This window comes from Streptomyces katrae (assembly GCF_002028425.1).
Taxonomy (GTDB): Bacteria; Actinomycetota; Actinomycetes; order Streptomycetales; family Streptomycetaceae; genus Streptomyces; species Streptomyces katrae_A.
The window spans coordinates 1630531-1644598 of the sequence record NZ_CP020042.1 but is presented as its reverse complement, the minus strand read 5'-3'; the positions used below and the strand labels follow the sequence as shown (position 1 = coordinate 1644598).

Here is a 14068-nt window from a genome sequence, read left to right as displayed (position 1 = left end):
TTGCCGTGGACCGCCGCGCGTCGCGACCCCGCCTGAATCGTTTGACGCTGTACCCGGACGGCCTCCCCGCAACCTCCGCGGCGGGGAGGCCGTCCACTTCCACCTCATGAGGAGCAGTAGCTGTGAGCAGCAACAACGGTGACGTCCGGCTCTGGGGCGGCCGGTTCGCCGACGGCCCTTCGGAGGCCCTCGCGAAGCTGTCCGCGTCGGTCCACTTCGACTGGCGACTGGCGCCCTACGACATCGCCGGCTCCCGCGCCCACGCCCGGGTGCTCGCCAAGGCGGGCCTGCTCACGGCCGAGGAACTCGACCGCATGATCGCGGGCCTCGACCGGCTGGAGGCCGACGTGGCCGACGGCTCCTTCGTGGGCACCGTCGCCGACGAGGACGTGCACACCGCCCTGGAGCGGGGCCTGCTGGAGCGGCTCGGCCCCGACCTGGGCGGCAAGCTGCGGGCCGGGCGTTCGCGCAACGACCAGGTGGCCACCCTCTTCCGGATGTACCTGCGCGACCACGCGCGGATCATCGGCGGCCTGATCGCCGACCTCCAGGACGCCCTCGTCGGCCTGGCGGAGGCGCACCCGGACGTGGCGATGCCCGGCCGGACCCACCTCCAGCACGCGCAGCCCGTCCTCTTCGCCCACCACGTCCTCGCGCACGTGCAGTCCCTCTCCCGGGACGCCGAGCGGCTGCGCCAGTGGGACACCCGCACGGCGGTCTCCCCGTACGGCTCGGGCGCGCTGGCCGGCTCCTCCCTCGGCCTGGACCCGGAGGCGGTCGCCGCGGACCTGGGCTTCGAGCGCGGCTCGGTGGGCAACTCGATCGACGGCACGGCCTCGCGGGACTTCGTCGCCGAGTTCGCGTTCGTCACCGCGATGATCGGGATCAACCTCTCCCGGATCGCCGAGGAGATCATCCTGTGGAACACGAAGGAGTTCTCCTTCGTCACCCTCCACGACGCCTTCTCCACCGGCTCCTCGATCATGCCGCAGAAGAAGAACCCGGACATCGCGGAGCTGGCCCGCGGCAAGTCGGGCCGCCTCATCGGCAACCTGACGGGCCTGCTGGCCACGCTCAAGGCGCTGCCGCTGGCCTACAACCGGGACCTCCAGGAGGACAAGGAGCCCGTCTTCGACTCCTGCGACACCCTGGAGGTGCTGCTGCCGGCCTTCACCGGGATGATGGCCACCCTCACCGTCAACCGGGAGCGGATGGAGGAGCTGGCCCCGGCCGGCTTCTCCCTGGCGACCGACATCGCGGAGTGGCTGGTCAAGCAGGGCGTGCCCTTCCGGGTGGCGCACGAGGTGGCCGGCGAGTGCGTCAAGGTCTGCGAGGCCGAGGGCATCGAGCTCGACGAGCTCACCGACGCCCAGTTCGCGAAGATCTCGGAGCACCTGACCCCCGAGGTCCGCACCGTCCTCAACGTCCCCGGCGCCCTCGCCTCCCGCAACGGCCGCGGCGGCACCGCCCCGTCGGCGGTGGCGGTCCAGCTCACCGAGCTGAAGGCCGACCTGGTCATCCAGCACGCCTGGGCGGTCCACAAGCAGTAGCCGAAACGCCCGGAGGGGCGGTACGGACCCGCGCGGGTCCGTACCGCCCCTCCGGCGTGCGGGGGTGTCAGCAGACGACGGTGATCGAGAACGGGCGGTCGCTGTCCACGGCGGCGCTGCCGGCGGCGGACGGCGTCGCGGTGCGGATGAAGAGGGTGTTGCCGTTCACCTGGCCGACCAGGATCGAGGAGCTGCCCGGGCCCGGATCGTTGCCGCCGTTGGTGTTGATCGTGCCGAGCAGTGCACAGCCGCCCAGCCCGGAGGCGGTGGTGATGTTGTAGCGGCCGATGCCGAACTTGTTGATGCCGGTGATGCCCTGGCCGCCGAGGACCTGGCCGTTGGCGGCGACCTTGGCCCAGGCCGTGGTCGTGGCCAGGGCCTGGGACGGGAGCCGCGGCTCGGCCGAGGCGGTGGACGCGACGACCGCGCCGCCGACCGCGAGCGCCACCGAGGCGGCGCCGAGGACCAGCTTCTTCGATCCGTTCATGGAACATCTCCCCTGCGGAATCAATGGAGCGGAAATCAGTGGACCGGTGCGGGCGGCCCACCCCGGGAAGGGCTCGCCGGGAAGGACTCTTCCGGCTCCCGGGGCACCGGCGAAAGCCCGGACGGCAGAGGGTCACTCCAAATGATCAAGCTGCGCATCAACGCCGCCGGATGCGGGGAGTGATGACCGAATGACGTAAGGTCACCGAGCCGCCCACGCGGCCAGCGCGTCGAAGTCCGGCCGGGTCAGGCCGATCCGCTCGTCGACGTGCATCAGCAGCGCGTGCGCCGGATGGCGCTGCCCGACGTACTCGCGGTCCATGACCGTGATGTCGTCGTCTATCCAGGCGAAGGGCCGCGCGCCCGCGTACTCCAGGACGTACTGCGTCTTCCAGAACGTCCCGCGCGGCGCCCGGCCGTGCATCACCGGCCAGTCGATGAACGGCAGCCGGGGCAGGCCCAGGTGCGGGCCTATCCAGTCGTTCGCCTCGTCCTTCCAGGTGGTGGCCCAGACGAGCTCGTACGCCTCCGCCAGCGCCAGCAGCTCGGCCCCGTGGCCGTGGTTGAGCCAGACCCGCAGCGGTTTGCCGTCCGTGAACCCCGTGGGGCGCATCCGGTGGGTGGTGTAGCCCTCGGGGCGGCGGTGGGGCCGGGCCCCGTACGGGTTCAGCGGTCCGTCGACGTCGATCAGCAGCAGTGGCTTCATGGGCGCACTTTTCCTTCCCGGCCGCCCTCTCGGCAGCCCGTTTTCCGGCGAGTGAGACATTGGCGTCTCATTTGAGGTATGGTTGTCTCATGGCCATGGATCGTGACCAGGTGCTCCGCGACGCGGCGGCTCTGCTCTCCCGCAAATCGACCGCGACGATGGACGAGGTGGCCCGCGCCGCCGGAATCGGCCGCGCGACCCTCCACCGGCACTTCGCCGGGCGCGACGCCCTCGTACGGGCCCTGGAGGAGTTCGGCATCCGCCGGTTCGAGATCGCCTTCGACCGGGCCCGCCTCGACGAGGGCACGGCCGTGGAGGCGCTGCACCGGCTCGTCGCCGAGACCGAGACCGACGCCCAGCTGCTGGCCTTCCTCGTCACCGAGAACCAGCTCTTCGAGGGCGACCAGGTCAACGAGGGCTGGGCCCGCCTCGATGCCCGCGTCAGCGCGCTCTTCCGGCGCGGCCAGCAGGAGGGCCACATCCGGATCGACCTGAGCCCGGCCTGGCTCACCGAGGCCCTCTACGGCCTCATCGGCACCTGCGCCTGGGCCGTCATGGACGGCCGGGTCGCGGCCAAGGACTTCCAATACATGATCACCGAGTTGCTGCTCGGTGGCGCACGACGGAGTGTGGAGTGATGACCAGAACCGAACAGCTGAACCGGCGGGCGGGGGCGGAGGGGAAGAGCCGCGGACGCTGGCTGGCACTCTCCGTGCTCGTCCTGGCCGTCCTGCTGGTCGCGGTCGACGCCACCGTACTCGGCCTCGCGACCCCTTCCCTCAGCGAGGACCTGAAGCCGTCCGGCACCCAGCTGCTGTGGATCGGCGACATCTACTCCTTCGTCATCGCCGGCCTGCTCGTCTCCATGGGCTCCCTCGGCGACCGCATCGGCCGCAAGAAGCTGCTGCTGATCGGCGCCACCGCCTTCGGCGCCGTCTCCGTCCTGAACGCGTACGCCACCAGCCCCGAGATGATGATCGCGGCCCGGGCGCTGCTCGGCGTCGCCGGCGCCACCCTGATGCCGTCCACCCTCGCCCTGATCCGCAACATCTTCCACGACCCCAAGGAACGCAGCCTCGCCATCGGCATCTGGGGCGCCACCGCCTCCGCCGGCGCGGCCGTCGGACCGGTCGTCGGCGGAGCCCTGCTCCAGCACTTCTGGTGGGGCTCGGTCTTCCTGATCAACCTGCCCGTGATGGCCGTCCTCGTCGTCGTCGGCGTCAAGCTGCTGCCCGAGTCCAAGAACCCGGTCGCCGGCCCCTGGGACCTGTCCAGCGTCGCCCTCTCCCTCGTCGGCGTCATCGGCGTGGTCTACGCCGTCAAGGAAGTCGCCACCCACGGCCCGACCTGGGGCGTCGGCGCCGCCGCCGTCCTCGGCGCGGCCTGCCTCTACGCCTTCGTGCGCCGCCAGTTCACCCTGACCTCGCCGCTGCTCGACATGCGGCTCTTCAAGCACCGCGGCTTCTCCGGTGCGGTCCTCGCCGACCTGCTGACCGTCTTCGGCCTCTCCGGCCTGGTCTTCTTCCTCTCCCAGTTCCTCCAGCTGGTCCAGGGCCGCGACCCCCTGGAAGCGGGCCTGGCCGAACTGCCCGCCGCCATCGGCGCGGTCGCCACCGGCCTGGTCGCCGGCCGGTACGCCCGCCGCTACTCGGTCCGGGTCATCGTGGCCGGCGGTCTCGCCGCCATGGGCCTGGCCCTGGCGGCGCTCACCCTGATCCACCAGAACAGCGGCTACCCGCTGCTCGGGGCGTCCCTGCTCGTCGTCGGCCTCGGCGCCGGCTTCTCCTTCACCGTCACCGCCGACGTGATCCTCTCCAGCGTGCCCAAGGAGCAGGCCGGCTCGGCCTCGGCCGTCTCCGAGACCGCCTACGAGCTGGGCGCCGCCCTCGGCATCGCCCTCCTCGGCTCCATCGTCACCGGCGTCTACCAGGGCTTCACCGCCCCCGCCTCGGTCCCGGGCCCGGTGGCCGACGCGGCCCACGAGTCCCTCGGCGGAGCCGTCGAAGCCGCCAGGGCCGTGGACCCGCAGACCGCCCACACCATGGTCAGCGCGGCCCAGGAGGCCTTCGTGGACGGGCTGCGGCTCGCCTCCGGCGTCGGCGCGGCCGTCCTGCTCGCCACCGCCGTGGCGGCCTGGTTCCTGCTCAAGGGGCAGGAGCTCCAGGACGGCGTCGAACACTGACGTCACGCCAGAGAGTGGCGCCCCGACGGAAGTTGACAGCCCGTCGGGGCGCAGGACACCATCCCGGCGATGGAGATCACCGACCTGACCCCCGCCGAACGCCGTATACGGGACGCCTTCCCCCGCGGTGAGGGCGTCGACTTCCGCGAGGGTCCGGGCGAGGACGCCAGCGACGGGCACGGCTGGGGACCCGAGCGGACCGTGCGCGCCGACGTGCTGGCCGCCCTGCTGCTCGCCGGCCCCGCCGCGCCGGGGCAGGTGGCCGAGCTCAACGTCAGGGGCGCCCGGATCACCGGCAAGCTCAACCTCAAGTACGCCGACGTCGAGCACGCGATCCGGCTGCGCGGCTGCTGGTTCGAACGCAAACCCCAGCTCTACGGGGCCCGGCTGCGCGCCGTCGCCTTCACCGGCTCGGCGCTGCCGGGACTCACCGCCTCGACGGTCGGTGTCGACCTCGCCCTCCGGCTGACCGGCTGCCGCTTCACCGGGCCCGTCCGCCTCGCGGGGGCCCGGATTGCGGGCAACCTCTACCTCCAGGACGCGGTGATCCGCCCCGCCGGACCCGCCGCCGGGGCGGACGCCGACGAGCCCGACGAGCCCCCGCTCCAGCTCGAACACGCCGAGGTGGGCACCGACCTCGTCGCCGACGGGCTTACCGTCCACGGCCAGTTTCGTGTCAACGGCGCCACCGTCGCCGGACAGATCAGCCTGGACCGGGCCAGGCTCCTCGCCCCCGGCGGGATCGCCCTGCACGCCGAGACCGTCTCCGTCGGCACCGACCTGCGCGGCCACCGGCTGGAGGCCGAGGGAATGTTCAACCTCACCGGGGCCCGGATCCCCGGCCAGCTGATGCTCACGCGCGCCCGTCTCGCCAACCCCGGCGGGGTGGCCGTGCGCGCCAGCAGCTGCGCCATAGGCGAGCTGTGGCTGCGCAAGTGCCCGCCCATCGACGGCATCGTCAACCTGCGCCGCAGCCAGCTGGACATGCTCTACGCCGAACCGGACACCTGGCCGCCGGTGGTCCGCACCGAGGGGCTCGGCTACCGGGTACTGCACCCGCTCCTGCCCGCCGAGCAGCGGCTGCCGCTGCTGGAGCGCGAGGAGTCCGGGTACCTCCCGTACGGCTACGAGCAGCTCGCCGCCGCCTACCGCACCGTCGGCGACGAGACCGCCGCCCGCAGCGTCCAGCTCGCCAAGCTCCGCCGCCACCGGAACACCCTGCCCCGGCACGCCCGCCTGTGGGGCCTCCTCCAGGACGTCACCGTCGGCTACGGCTTCCGGCCGCTGCGCGCGGCGGGCTGGCTCCTGCTGCTGGTCCTGACGGGCTCGGTCGCGTACGGGCTGCACCACCCGAGGCCGCTGAAGCCGGGGGAGGCCCCCGACTTCAACCCGGTGTTCTACACGATCGACCTGCTGCTGCCCATCATCGGCTTCGGCCAGGAGGAGGCCTTCGCGCCGAGCGGCTGGTACCAGTGGCTGTCGTACCTGCTGGTCGTGACCGGCTGGATCCTCGCCACCACCACGGCGGCGGGCGTCAGCCGGTCACTCCAGCGCCAGTGAGCGCTACGCGGCTTCCTTGGCCTTGGTCGCGTACATGTCCACGTACTCCTGCCCCGACAGCCGCATGACCTCGGCCATCACCGAGTCGGTGACGGCGCGCAGCACGTAGCGGTCGCGGTCCATGCCCTCGTAGCGGGAGAACTCCATCGGCTCGCCGAAGCGGATGGTGACCCGGCCCGGGCGGGGCATGCCCTTGCCGCCGGGCTGGAGCTTGTCCGTGCCGATCATCGCGAACGGGACCACGGGGGCGCCCGTCATCAGGGTGAGGCGGGCGATGCCGGTCCGGCCGCGGTAGAGGCGGCCGTCGGGGGAGCGGGTCCCCTCCGGGTAGATCCCGAAGATCTTGCCCTCCTCCAGGATCCGGCGGCCCGTCATCAGCGCGGCGACGCCGCCGTTCGCGCCGTCCCGGTCCACCGGGATCATGCCGGCGCCGGTGAAGAACCACGCCATCAGCCGGCCCTTGACGCCCTTGCCCGTCACGTACTCGTCCTTGCCGATGAAGTGCACCGTGCGGTCGCACACCAGCGGCAGGATCATCGAGTCGATGAAGGTCAGGTGATTGCCCGCCAGGATCACCGGACCGGTGCCCGGAATGTTCTCCAGCCCCTCCACCCTGGTGCGGAACATCATGCGCATGGCCGATCCGACAGTGGCTTTGATGAGCGCGGTACGGAACAACGTGAGCCCTCCGGCATCGAAAAGCGGTTTCGCACCACACGGCGGTAGTGCAGGTGAGGACGATACTCGCGGGTCACCGCTGATCGCACATCGGGTTCACGAGGTGGATACGCGGTGTTGACGTGTGTTTCCGCCATGTTCCATGCGACCGCACCCGTCAGCCATCCCCCTTGCCTACCATCGGCTCGCCGATTTCCAAAAGAAGCCGAGCCCTTTCCAAACATTTCCGAACAAGGAGTGGCACTGATGATGCAAGGTGGGACAGCCCGGCGCACCGTCCTGGGAGCAGCGGTCCTCGCGGCCGGAACCGGAATCACCACGCTCGGCGCGGGCACCGCCTCCGCGAGCGAGGCCGGGCACGGCGACGGCGGCTACCGCGACCTCCCCGTCCCCCTGGTCATCGGCCACCGCGGCTCCAGCGGCTACCGGCCCGAGCACACCCTCGGCTCCTACCAACTCGCCCTCGACCTCGGCGCCGACGTCGTCGAACAGGACCTCGTCCCCACCAAGGACGGCCACCTGGTCTGCCGCCACGAGAACGAGATCGGCGGCACCACCGACGTCGCCGACCACCCCGGGTTCGCCGGCCGCCGCACCACCAAGACCGTCGACGGGGTCTCCGTCACCGGCTGGTTCACCGAGGACTTCACCCTGGCCGAGCTGCGCACCCTGCGCGCCAAGGAGCGCATTCCGGCCATCCGCCAGCGCAACACCCTCTACGACGGCCGCTGGCCCGTCCCCACCTTCGAAGAGGTCCTGCGCTGGGCCGACCGCGAGGGCAAGCGGCGCGGCAAGCGCGTTTGGCTGCACGTCGAGACCAAGCACCCCACCTACTTCCGCGGCCTCGGCCTCGGCCTGGAGGAACCCCTCGCCGCCCTGCTGCGCCGCTACGGCCGCGACGGCCGGAACGCCGCCGTCTTCCTCCAGTCCTTCGAGCCCTCCAGCATCCAGCGGCTCTCCCGCCTGGTGTCCGCCCCGCGCGTGGTGCTGCTCTCCGCCGCGAACACCCGGCCCTGGGACTTCGAGGTGGCCAAGGACCCCCGCACCGTCGCCGACCTGGTCAAGCCCGAGGGCCTGAAGTGGATCTCCGGCTTCGCCCAGGGCATCGGCCCCACCCTGGACCTCATCGTCCCGCGCGGCGCCGACGGCAAGCTCGGCGCCCCCACCACCCTGGTGCGCGACGCCCACGCCCGCGGCCTCGTCCTGCACCCCTACACCGCCCGCAACGAGAACACCTTCCTGCCGGCCGAATACCGCAAGGGCACCGACCCGAACGCCTACGGCGACGCCTTCGGCGCCTTCCAGCGGTACTTCGAGCTCGGCATCGACGGCATCTTCACCGACAACCCCGACACCGGACTCCTCGCCGCCGAGGCCTTCCGCCCCGGACGCGGCGTCAACCGCTAGCCCCCCGGCCACGTACGGGTGGGCCGGGTCCGGCGGGGAAACCGCCCGGCCCGGCCCCCGCGTCCCGCCCGGCATGGACCTGCGACGCGAATCGGAACTCATCGAGGAACTGCGCCCGCTGCTCTCCGCCGAGGCGGCCGCGGAAGCCCCCGCCGCCGGGGTCGACGCCGCCGACCTGGAACAGGCCGTCTGGGTGAGGCTGCTCGAACAGGGCCCGACCGGCCCCGGCCCGGCCGGCCGGGCCCGCTGGCTGCGGCGGGCCGTGCGCGCCGAGGCCCGGCTCGCCCGGCGCCGGGCGCGGCGGGAGGTCCCGTACGGAACCGCCCCCGCACCCACCGCCGAACCCGAGGACGCCCTGCTGCACGGGGAGGAGAACCGCGCCCTCCGATCGGCGGTCGCCCGATTGCCGGGACGCTGCCCCGAGCTGATAGCCGCACTTCTGTCGCCCAGGGACCTCACATACCGTGAAATCGCAGGAGAGTTGGGTATCTCACAAGGAAGTTTAGGGCCGGTACGTTCCCGTTGCCTGGGATGTCTGCGCAGAATGCTCGCTGGAGAGGTTGCGGCTCCTGGCCCGTGGGGAAAGGAGCGGTAGACCAGAGAGCTACCGGTGAGCGGGAGGCATGCGCACATGGGCATGAGCGTGACCATTTCGGCGGCGGCCGCCGAAGACGCCGAGCAGATCTTCAAGCTGCAGTACCTGGCGTTCCAGCGGGAGGCCGAGCTGTACGGGAACTACCTCATCCAGCCGCTCACCCAGTCCCTGGACTCCCTGAAGGAGGAGCTGGCCACGGACACCGTCCTGGTGGCCCGGCTCGGTGACGAAGTGGTCGGCGCGGTGCGCGGCAGCGTCGGCGAGGACGGCACGGCCAGCATCGCCAAGCTGTGCGTCCACCCCCGCCTCCAGGGCCACGGCCTCGGCGCCCGGCTGCTGCGCGCGGTCGAGGAGGCCCTCGCCGGCCACGGCGGCACCACCCGCTTCCGCCTGCACACCGGTCACAAGAGCGAGTCCAACCTGCGGCTCTACCGCAAGGCCGGCTACGCCAAGGTCGGCAACCGCACCGCCTCCGACGGGGTGCACCTGGTGATCCTGGAGAAGGACGCCGAGGTCCCCGCCGACTACACCGTCAGCGCCTGAGCCCGAAGGGTCCGCCTCAGCGACTGGCGCGCAGCCAGAGCATCCCGGTGACCGGAAGGATCACCGGGATGAACAGGTAGCCCATCCCGAAGTCCGACCACACGGTCGCGTCGGGGAAGGCCTCGGGCCGGATCAGCGTCCAGGTGCCGACGGTCAGCACGCCCGCGAGCTCGGCGCCGCAGCACACCAGTGCCGCCCGCCGGGCCCGGTCGCCGCCGCGCACGAGCGAGTACGTGATGAAGGCGTAGACCAGCGCGGCCGCCGCCGACAGGGAGTAGGCCAGCGGGGCCCGGTCGAACTCGGTGGAGATCTGGTAGGCCGAACGCGAGACCGCGCCGACCACCATGACCCCGTAGAGCCACACCAGCAGCAGCCCCGGGCCGGAGACCAGCCGCTTGCGGGCTTCCGGCGAGGCGGTCGTCGTGTCAGGCACCGGCGGATCCCCAGATGTCGTAGAGGCGCACCTCGAGCACGGCGAGGACGACCGCGCCCGCGGCCACCGTCACCGAACCCCACTTGGTGCGCTCGGTCAGCGAGAGCAGCCCGGCGGCCGGGACCGCCGCGAAGGCGCCCACCAGGTAGGCCACGAACAGCACCGTGCCCTGTTCGGGCTTCTCGCCCCGGCCCAGCTGGACCAGGCCGACCACCAGCTGGGCCAGTGCCAGCAGGGTCACCACGGCCATGCCGATGAAGTGCCAGTCCTTGGTCGGCTGGTCCCGCCATACGGCGTGGCCGCACCAGGCGGCGAGGGCGAGGGCGGCCACACCGAGGGCGGCCGTCAGGGCGTCGAGCATGCTGCGAGGGTATTACGGCCCCGGGACCGGCCGTGCAGGGGGCGGCGACGGGACGACAACGGGGCTGCGACGGGCCGACGACGGGGCGCTGACGGGGCGGCGGAGGGCCGGCGAGGGTGGCCTTGGCCACAGCCGTCGCCCCCGCCCGGCGCCGCCCGGGCCCGCCGGGCGGAGTCCGCTCGCCCGTGCCGGGACTGGCCGGGAGGGCTCTCGGACCGCTCGGGACGGGGCGCCGGAGACGACCGGTCCCGTCCGGAATGCGATCGGAATATGTCCGCTATCCGGACAGCATTGATCGGTGAACCGGCATGTCTGCTTTACTGGGCCCATGACCACGACGAGCAGCCGCACCCTTGCGACCGAGGCGACGATGACGCCCGGTGCTCGTTGTATGTGTCGAATGTGCGCCTTCTGAGGGCCCCTTCCCCCGCGGTCTCGCGCCCCGAAGCGAGACGAGGCGAGCCACTCCGCCGCCCAGGTCACCGCTGACCTCCGGCCCGGACCCGCTCCAGCCCGCGCACGCGTCGACGCGACTCCTTTGTGACGGTTCGACCCGTATCGCGTCCCCAGATGTTTGCCCCGTGCACGGTCCCGCACGCCGTGCACTCGACAGCGACGGAAATCCTGTGATCACCACATCGGGCCTCACGAAGGTCTACCAGTCCCGTGGCCGCGAGGTCACCGCCCTGGACGGCGTCGACCTCCACGTCCGCGAGGGCGAGGTCTACGGAGTCATCGGCCAGAGCGGCGCCGGCAAGTCCTCCCTCATCCGCTGCGTGAACCTGCTGGAACGCCCCACCACCGGCACCGTCACCGTCGACGGCGTCGAGCTCACCGCCCTCGCCGGCCGCGGCCGGCGCGCCGGCAAGGAGCTCCGCGAGGCCCGCAGCCGCATCGGCATGGTCTTCCAGCACTTCAACCTGCTCTCCTCCCGGACCGTCCAGGCCAACATCGAACTCCCTCTGGAGATCCTCGGCGTGGACCGCCGAGAGCGCTCCCGCAAGGCCCTGGAGCTCCTGGACCTCGTCGGCCTCGCCGACAAGGCCAAGGCCTACCCCACCCAGCTCTCCGGCGGCCAGAAGCAGCGCGTCGGCATCGCCCGCGCCCTGGCCGGCGACCCCAAGGTGCTCCTCTCCGACGAGGCCACCAGCGCCCTCGACCCCGAGACCACCCGCTCCATCCTCCAGCTCCTGCGCGACCTGAACCGCCAGCTCGGCCTCACCGTCCTGCTCATCACGCACGAGATGGACGTCGTCAAGAGCATCTGCGACTCCGCCGCCCTGATGAAGAAGGGCCGGATCATCGAGTCCGGCACCGTCTCCGAGCTCCTCGCCACCCCCGGCTCCGAGCTCGCCGCCGAACTCTTCCCCGTCAGCGGCACCGCCACCGGCCCCGAGCGCACGGTCGTCGACGTCACCTTCCACGGCGAGGCCGCCACCCAGCCGGTCATCTCCCAGCTCTCCCGCACGTACAACATCGACATCTCGATCCTCGGCGCCGCGATGGACACCGTCGCCGGCCGCCAGATCGGCCGCATGCGCATCGAACTGCCCGGCCGCTACGAGGACAACGTCGTACCCGTCGGCTTCCTGCGCGAGCAGGGCCTCCAGGTCGACGTGGTCGACGGGACGGCCCCCGCCACGGACGAAATCGACGACGAACTGGCCGAACTGGTCAAGGACGGTGCCAAGTGACCTGGTCCGAGATGCAGCCCCTGCTCACCCAGGGCACGTACGACACCCTCTACATGGTCCTGTGGTCCACCCTGGTGACCGTCCTCGGCGGACTGCCCATCGGCATCCTCCTCGTCCTCACCGACAAGGGCGGCCTCCTGCGCAACCAGCCGCTCAACAAGGCCCTCGGCGTGATCGTGAACATAGGCCGCTCGCTGCCGTTCATCATCCTGCTGATCGCCCTGATCCCCGTCACCACGGCCGTCGTCGGCACCTTCATCGGCCCCACCGCCATGATCGTCCCGCTCGCCATCGGCGCCATCCCCTTCTTCGCCCGCCTCGTCGAGACCGCCGTCCGCGAGGTCGACCACGGCCTGATCGAAGCCGTCGAGTCCATGGGCGGCGGCATCCCGACCCTCGTCGGCAAGGTCCTGCTCCCGCAGGCCCTGCCCTCCCTGGTCGCCGCCGTCACCACCACCGTCATCACCCTCGTCGGCTACTCCGCCATGGCCGGCGCCGTCGGCGGCGAAGGACTCGGCTCCAAGGCCATCACCTACGGCTTCCAGCGCTTCGAGACCGGCTTCATGGTCGCCACCGTCGTGGTCCTGATCGCCCTCGTCACGGTGATCCAGCTGATCGGCGACGGCGTGGTGCGCGTCCTCGCCCGCCGCGGCCGGACAGCCTGAGCCCGCCCCGGGCCGCCCCTGAGTTTCCCCACCCGAGAAAGCCCGCACTTGTCGTGCCTGGGCCACCACCAGCGGGTCCCCACCACGGACCCGTACCCGCAAGAAAGGCACTCTTCGTGCGTAAGAACACCAAGCTCACCGCCATCGCCGCCGCCTCCGCCGCGCTCGCCCTCGGCCTCACCGCCTGCGGCAGCTCCTCGGACCCGTCCTCCACCAAGGCCGACGGCGGCAAGGTCGACGAGAGCAAGCCCCTGGTCATCGCCGCCTCCCCGAGCCCCCACGCCGACATCCTGAACTTCGTCAAGGACAAGCTCGCGGCCAAGGAAGGCCTCAAGCTGGAGGTGAAGGAGTTCACGGACTACGTCCTGCCCAACACCGCCACCGAGCAGGGCCAGGTCGACGGCAACTACTTCCAGCACAAGCCGTACCTCGACGACTTCAACAAGAAGAACGGCACCCACATCGTGCCCGTCGTGAACGTGCACCTGGAGCCCCTCGGCCTCTACTCCAAGAAGGTCAAGGCCCTCACCGACATCAAGGCCGGCCAGACCATCGCCGTCCCCAACGACACCACCAACGAGGGCCGCGCCCTCCAGCTGCTCGCCGCGAACAAGCTGATCACCCTCAAGGACGGCGTCGGTACCAGCGCCAAGCTCTCCGACATCACCGACAAGAAGGGCCTGGAGTTCAAGGAGCTGGAGGCCGCCACGGTCCCGCGCGCCCTGAACGACGTCGACGCCGCCGTCATCAACGGCAACTACGCCCTCGAGGCCCACCTCTCGCCCGCCAAGGACGCCCTGGTCCTGGAGAAGGCCGAGGGCAACCCGTACGCGAACTTCCTGGCGGTCAAGGACGGCAACCAGAACGACCCGCGCATCCAGAAGCTCGCCAAGCTCCTGAACTCCGACGAGGTCAAGAAGTTCATCCAGGACAAGTACCAGGGCTCCGTCATCCCCGCCTTCGGAACCCCGGCCGCCTGAGCGACCGCCCGGCGAACCGGCTGAGCGACCGCCCGCCGGACCGGCCGGCCAACCGCCCGGCCCACGCCGGATCCACGGCCCCGCGCGCCCTCCCGGGCACGCGGGGCCGAGGGCTGCCCGGACACCGCCCCGGCCGTGCCCGCTTCCGGGCAGCCCGGCCCTGCACATCCCCGGGCCGATGCTGCATGCTGTGGCCTACGACCCGCCAAAACGGTCCGTCTCAGGCAT

General features: G+C 71.4%; 15 protein-coding genes. 10 read left to right on the top strand and 5 right to left on the bottom strand.

Features of this window, described 5'->3' with window-relative positions:
- The first annotated feature begins 122 nt into the window (after positions 1 to 122).
- Positions 123 to 1550 carry an argininosuccinate lyase gene (gene argH / locus B4U46_RS07510; RefSeq protein WP_079425170.1) on the top strand — a complete coding sequence of 476 codons (1428 nt, stop codon included), beginning with the start codon at positions 123 to 125 and terminating at the stop codon, positions 1548 to 1550.
- A 67-nt stretch (positions 1551 to 1617) separates the two neighbouring features.
- Here the strand turns inward: argH and B4U46_RS07505 are convergent, their stop codons facing one another.
- Both B4U46_RS07505 and B4U46_RS07500 read right to left on the bottom strand, forming a co-directional pair.
- Positions 1618 to 2037: a hypothetical protein gene (locus B4U46_RS07505; protein WP_079425168.1), complete on the bottom strand. Its 420-nt coding sequence runs from the start codon at positions 2035 to 2037 to the stop codon at positions 1618 to 1620.
- Positions 2038 to 2238: 201 nt separating this feature from the next.
- On the bottom strand, positions 2239 to 2742 hold the full coding sequence (locus B4U46_RS07500) for an HAD domain-containing protein (protein ID WP_079425166.1): 504 nt from the start codon (positions 2740 to 2742) through the stop codon (positions 2239 to 2241).
- An 89-nt stretch (positions 2743 to 2831) separates the two neighbouring features.
- Here B4U46_RS07500 and B4U46_RS07495 point away from each other — a divergent pair, with 89 nt between their 5' ends.
- From B4U46_RS07495 to B4U46_RS07485, 3 genes are all read left to right on the top strand, one after another.
- Entirely contained in the window at positions 2832 to 3380 is a 549-nt protein-coding gene (locus B4U46_RS07495; protein WP_079425164.1) for a TetR/AcrR family transcriptional regulator, read from the top strand.
- Entirely contained in the window at positions 3380 to 4924 is a 1545-nt protein-coding gene (locus B4U46_RS07490; protein WP_079425161.1) for an MFS transporter, read from the top strand. The genes B4U46_RS07495 and B4U46_RS07490 overlap by 1 nt, the downstream gene beginning before the upstream one ends.
- A gap of 69 nt (positions 4925 to 4993) precedes the next feature.
- Entirely contained in the window at positions 4994 to 6484 is a 1491-nt protein-coding gene (locus tag B4U46_RS07485) for a membrane-associated oxidoreductase (protein ID WP_079425159.1), read from the top strand.
- 3 nt (positions 6485 to 6487) lie between these two features.
- Here B4U46_RS07485 and B4U46_RS07480 read toward each other — a convergent pair whose 3' ends face one another.
- Positions 6488 to 7120 carry a lysophospholipid acyltransferase family protein gene (locus tag B4U46_RS07480; protein ID WP_079425157.1) on the bottom strand — a complete coding sequence of 211 codons (633 nt, stop codon included), beginning with the start codon at positions 7118 to 7120 and terminating at the stop codon, positions 6488 to 6490.
- 288 nt (positions 7121 to 7408) lie between these two features.
- Between B4U46_RS07480 and B4U46_RS07475 the strand changes: the two genes are divergently transcribed.
- The 3 genes from B4U46_RS07475 to B4U46_RS07465 all read left to right on the top strand — a co-directional run bounded on the left by B4U46_RS07475 (position 7409) and on the right by B4U46_RS07465 (position 9707).
- Positions 7409 to 8569, top strand: coding sequence for a glycerophosphodiester phosphodiesterase (locus tag B4U46_RS07475; RefSeq protein ID WP_079425155.1), 1161 nt, complete (start codon positions 7409 to 7411; stop codon positions 8567 to 8569).
- 73 nt (positions 8570 to 8642) lie between these two features.
- On the top strand, positions 8643 to 9164 hold the full coding sequence (locus B4U46_RS07470; protein WP_079425153.1) for a sigma-70 family RNA polymerase sigma factor: 522 nt from the start codon (positions 8643 to 8645) through the stop codon (positions 9162 to 9164).
- Between the two features lie 36 nt (positions 9165 to 9200).
- Positions 9201 to 9707 carry a GNAT family N-acetyltransferase gene (locus B4U46_RS07465; RefSeq protein WP_079425151.1) on the top strand — a complete coding sequence of 169 codons (507 nt, stop codon included), beginning with the start codon at positions 9201 to 9203 and terminating at the stop codon, positions 9705 to 9707.
- Between the two features lie 16 nt (positions 9708 to 9723).
- Here B4U46_RS07465 and B4U46_RS07460 read toward each other — a convergent pair whose 3' ends face one another.
- Together B4U46_RS07460 and B4U46_RS07455 are read right to left on the bottom strand one after the other, a co-directional pair.
- Positions 9724 to 10140 (bottom strand): hypothetical protein, encoded by a 417-nt coding sequence (locus tag B4U46_RS07460; RefSeq protein WP_079425149.1) that lies wholly within the window; start codon positions 10138 to 10140, stop codon positions 9724 to 9726.
- Entirely contained in the window at positions 10133 to 10501 is a 369-nt protein-coding gene (locus B4U46_RS07455; RefSeq protein ID WP_079425147.1) for a hypothetical protein, read from the bottom strand. Before B4U46_RS07455 ends, B4U46_RS07460 begins: the two co-directional genes overlap by 8 nt.
- A gap of 626 nt (positions 10502 to 11127) precedes the next feature.
- Here B4U46_RS07455 and B4U46_RS07450 point away from each other — a divergent pair.
- From B4U46_RS07450 to B4U46_RS07440, 3 genes are all read left to right on the top strand, one after another.
- Positions 11128 to 12195 (top strand): methionine ABC transporter ATP-binding protein, encoded by a 1068-nt coding sequence (locus B4U46_RS07450; protein WP_079425145.1) that lies wholly within the window; start codon positions 11128 to 11130, stop codon positions 12193 to 12195.
- Positions 12192 to 12860, top strand: coding sequence for a methionine ABC transporter permease (locus B4U46_RS07445; protein ID WP_079425143.1), 669 nt, complete (start codon positions 12192 to 12194; stop codon positions 12858 to 12860). The genes B4U46_RS07450 and B4U46_RS07445 overlap by 4 nt, the downstream gene beginning before the upstream one ends.
- 116 nt (positions 12861 to 12976) lie before the next feature.
- On the top strand, positions 12977 to 13840 hold the full coding sequence (locus B4U46_RS07440; RefSeq protein ID WP_079425141.1) for a MetQ/NlpA family ABC transporter substrate-binding protein: 864 nt from the start codon (positions 12977 to 12979) through the stop codon (positions 13838 to 13840).
- The last annotated feature ends 228 nt before the right edge of the window (positions 13841 to 14068 follow it).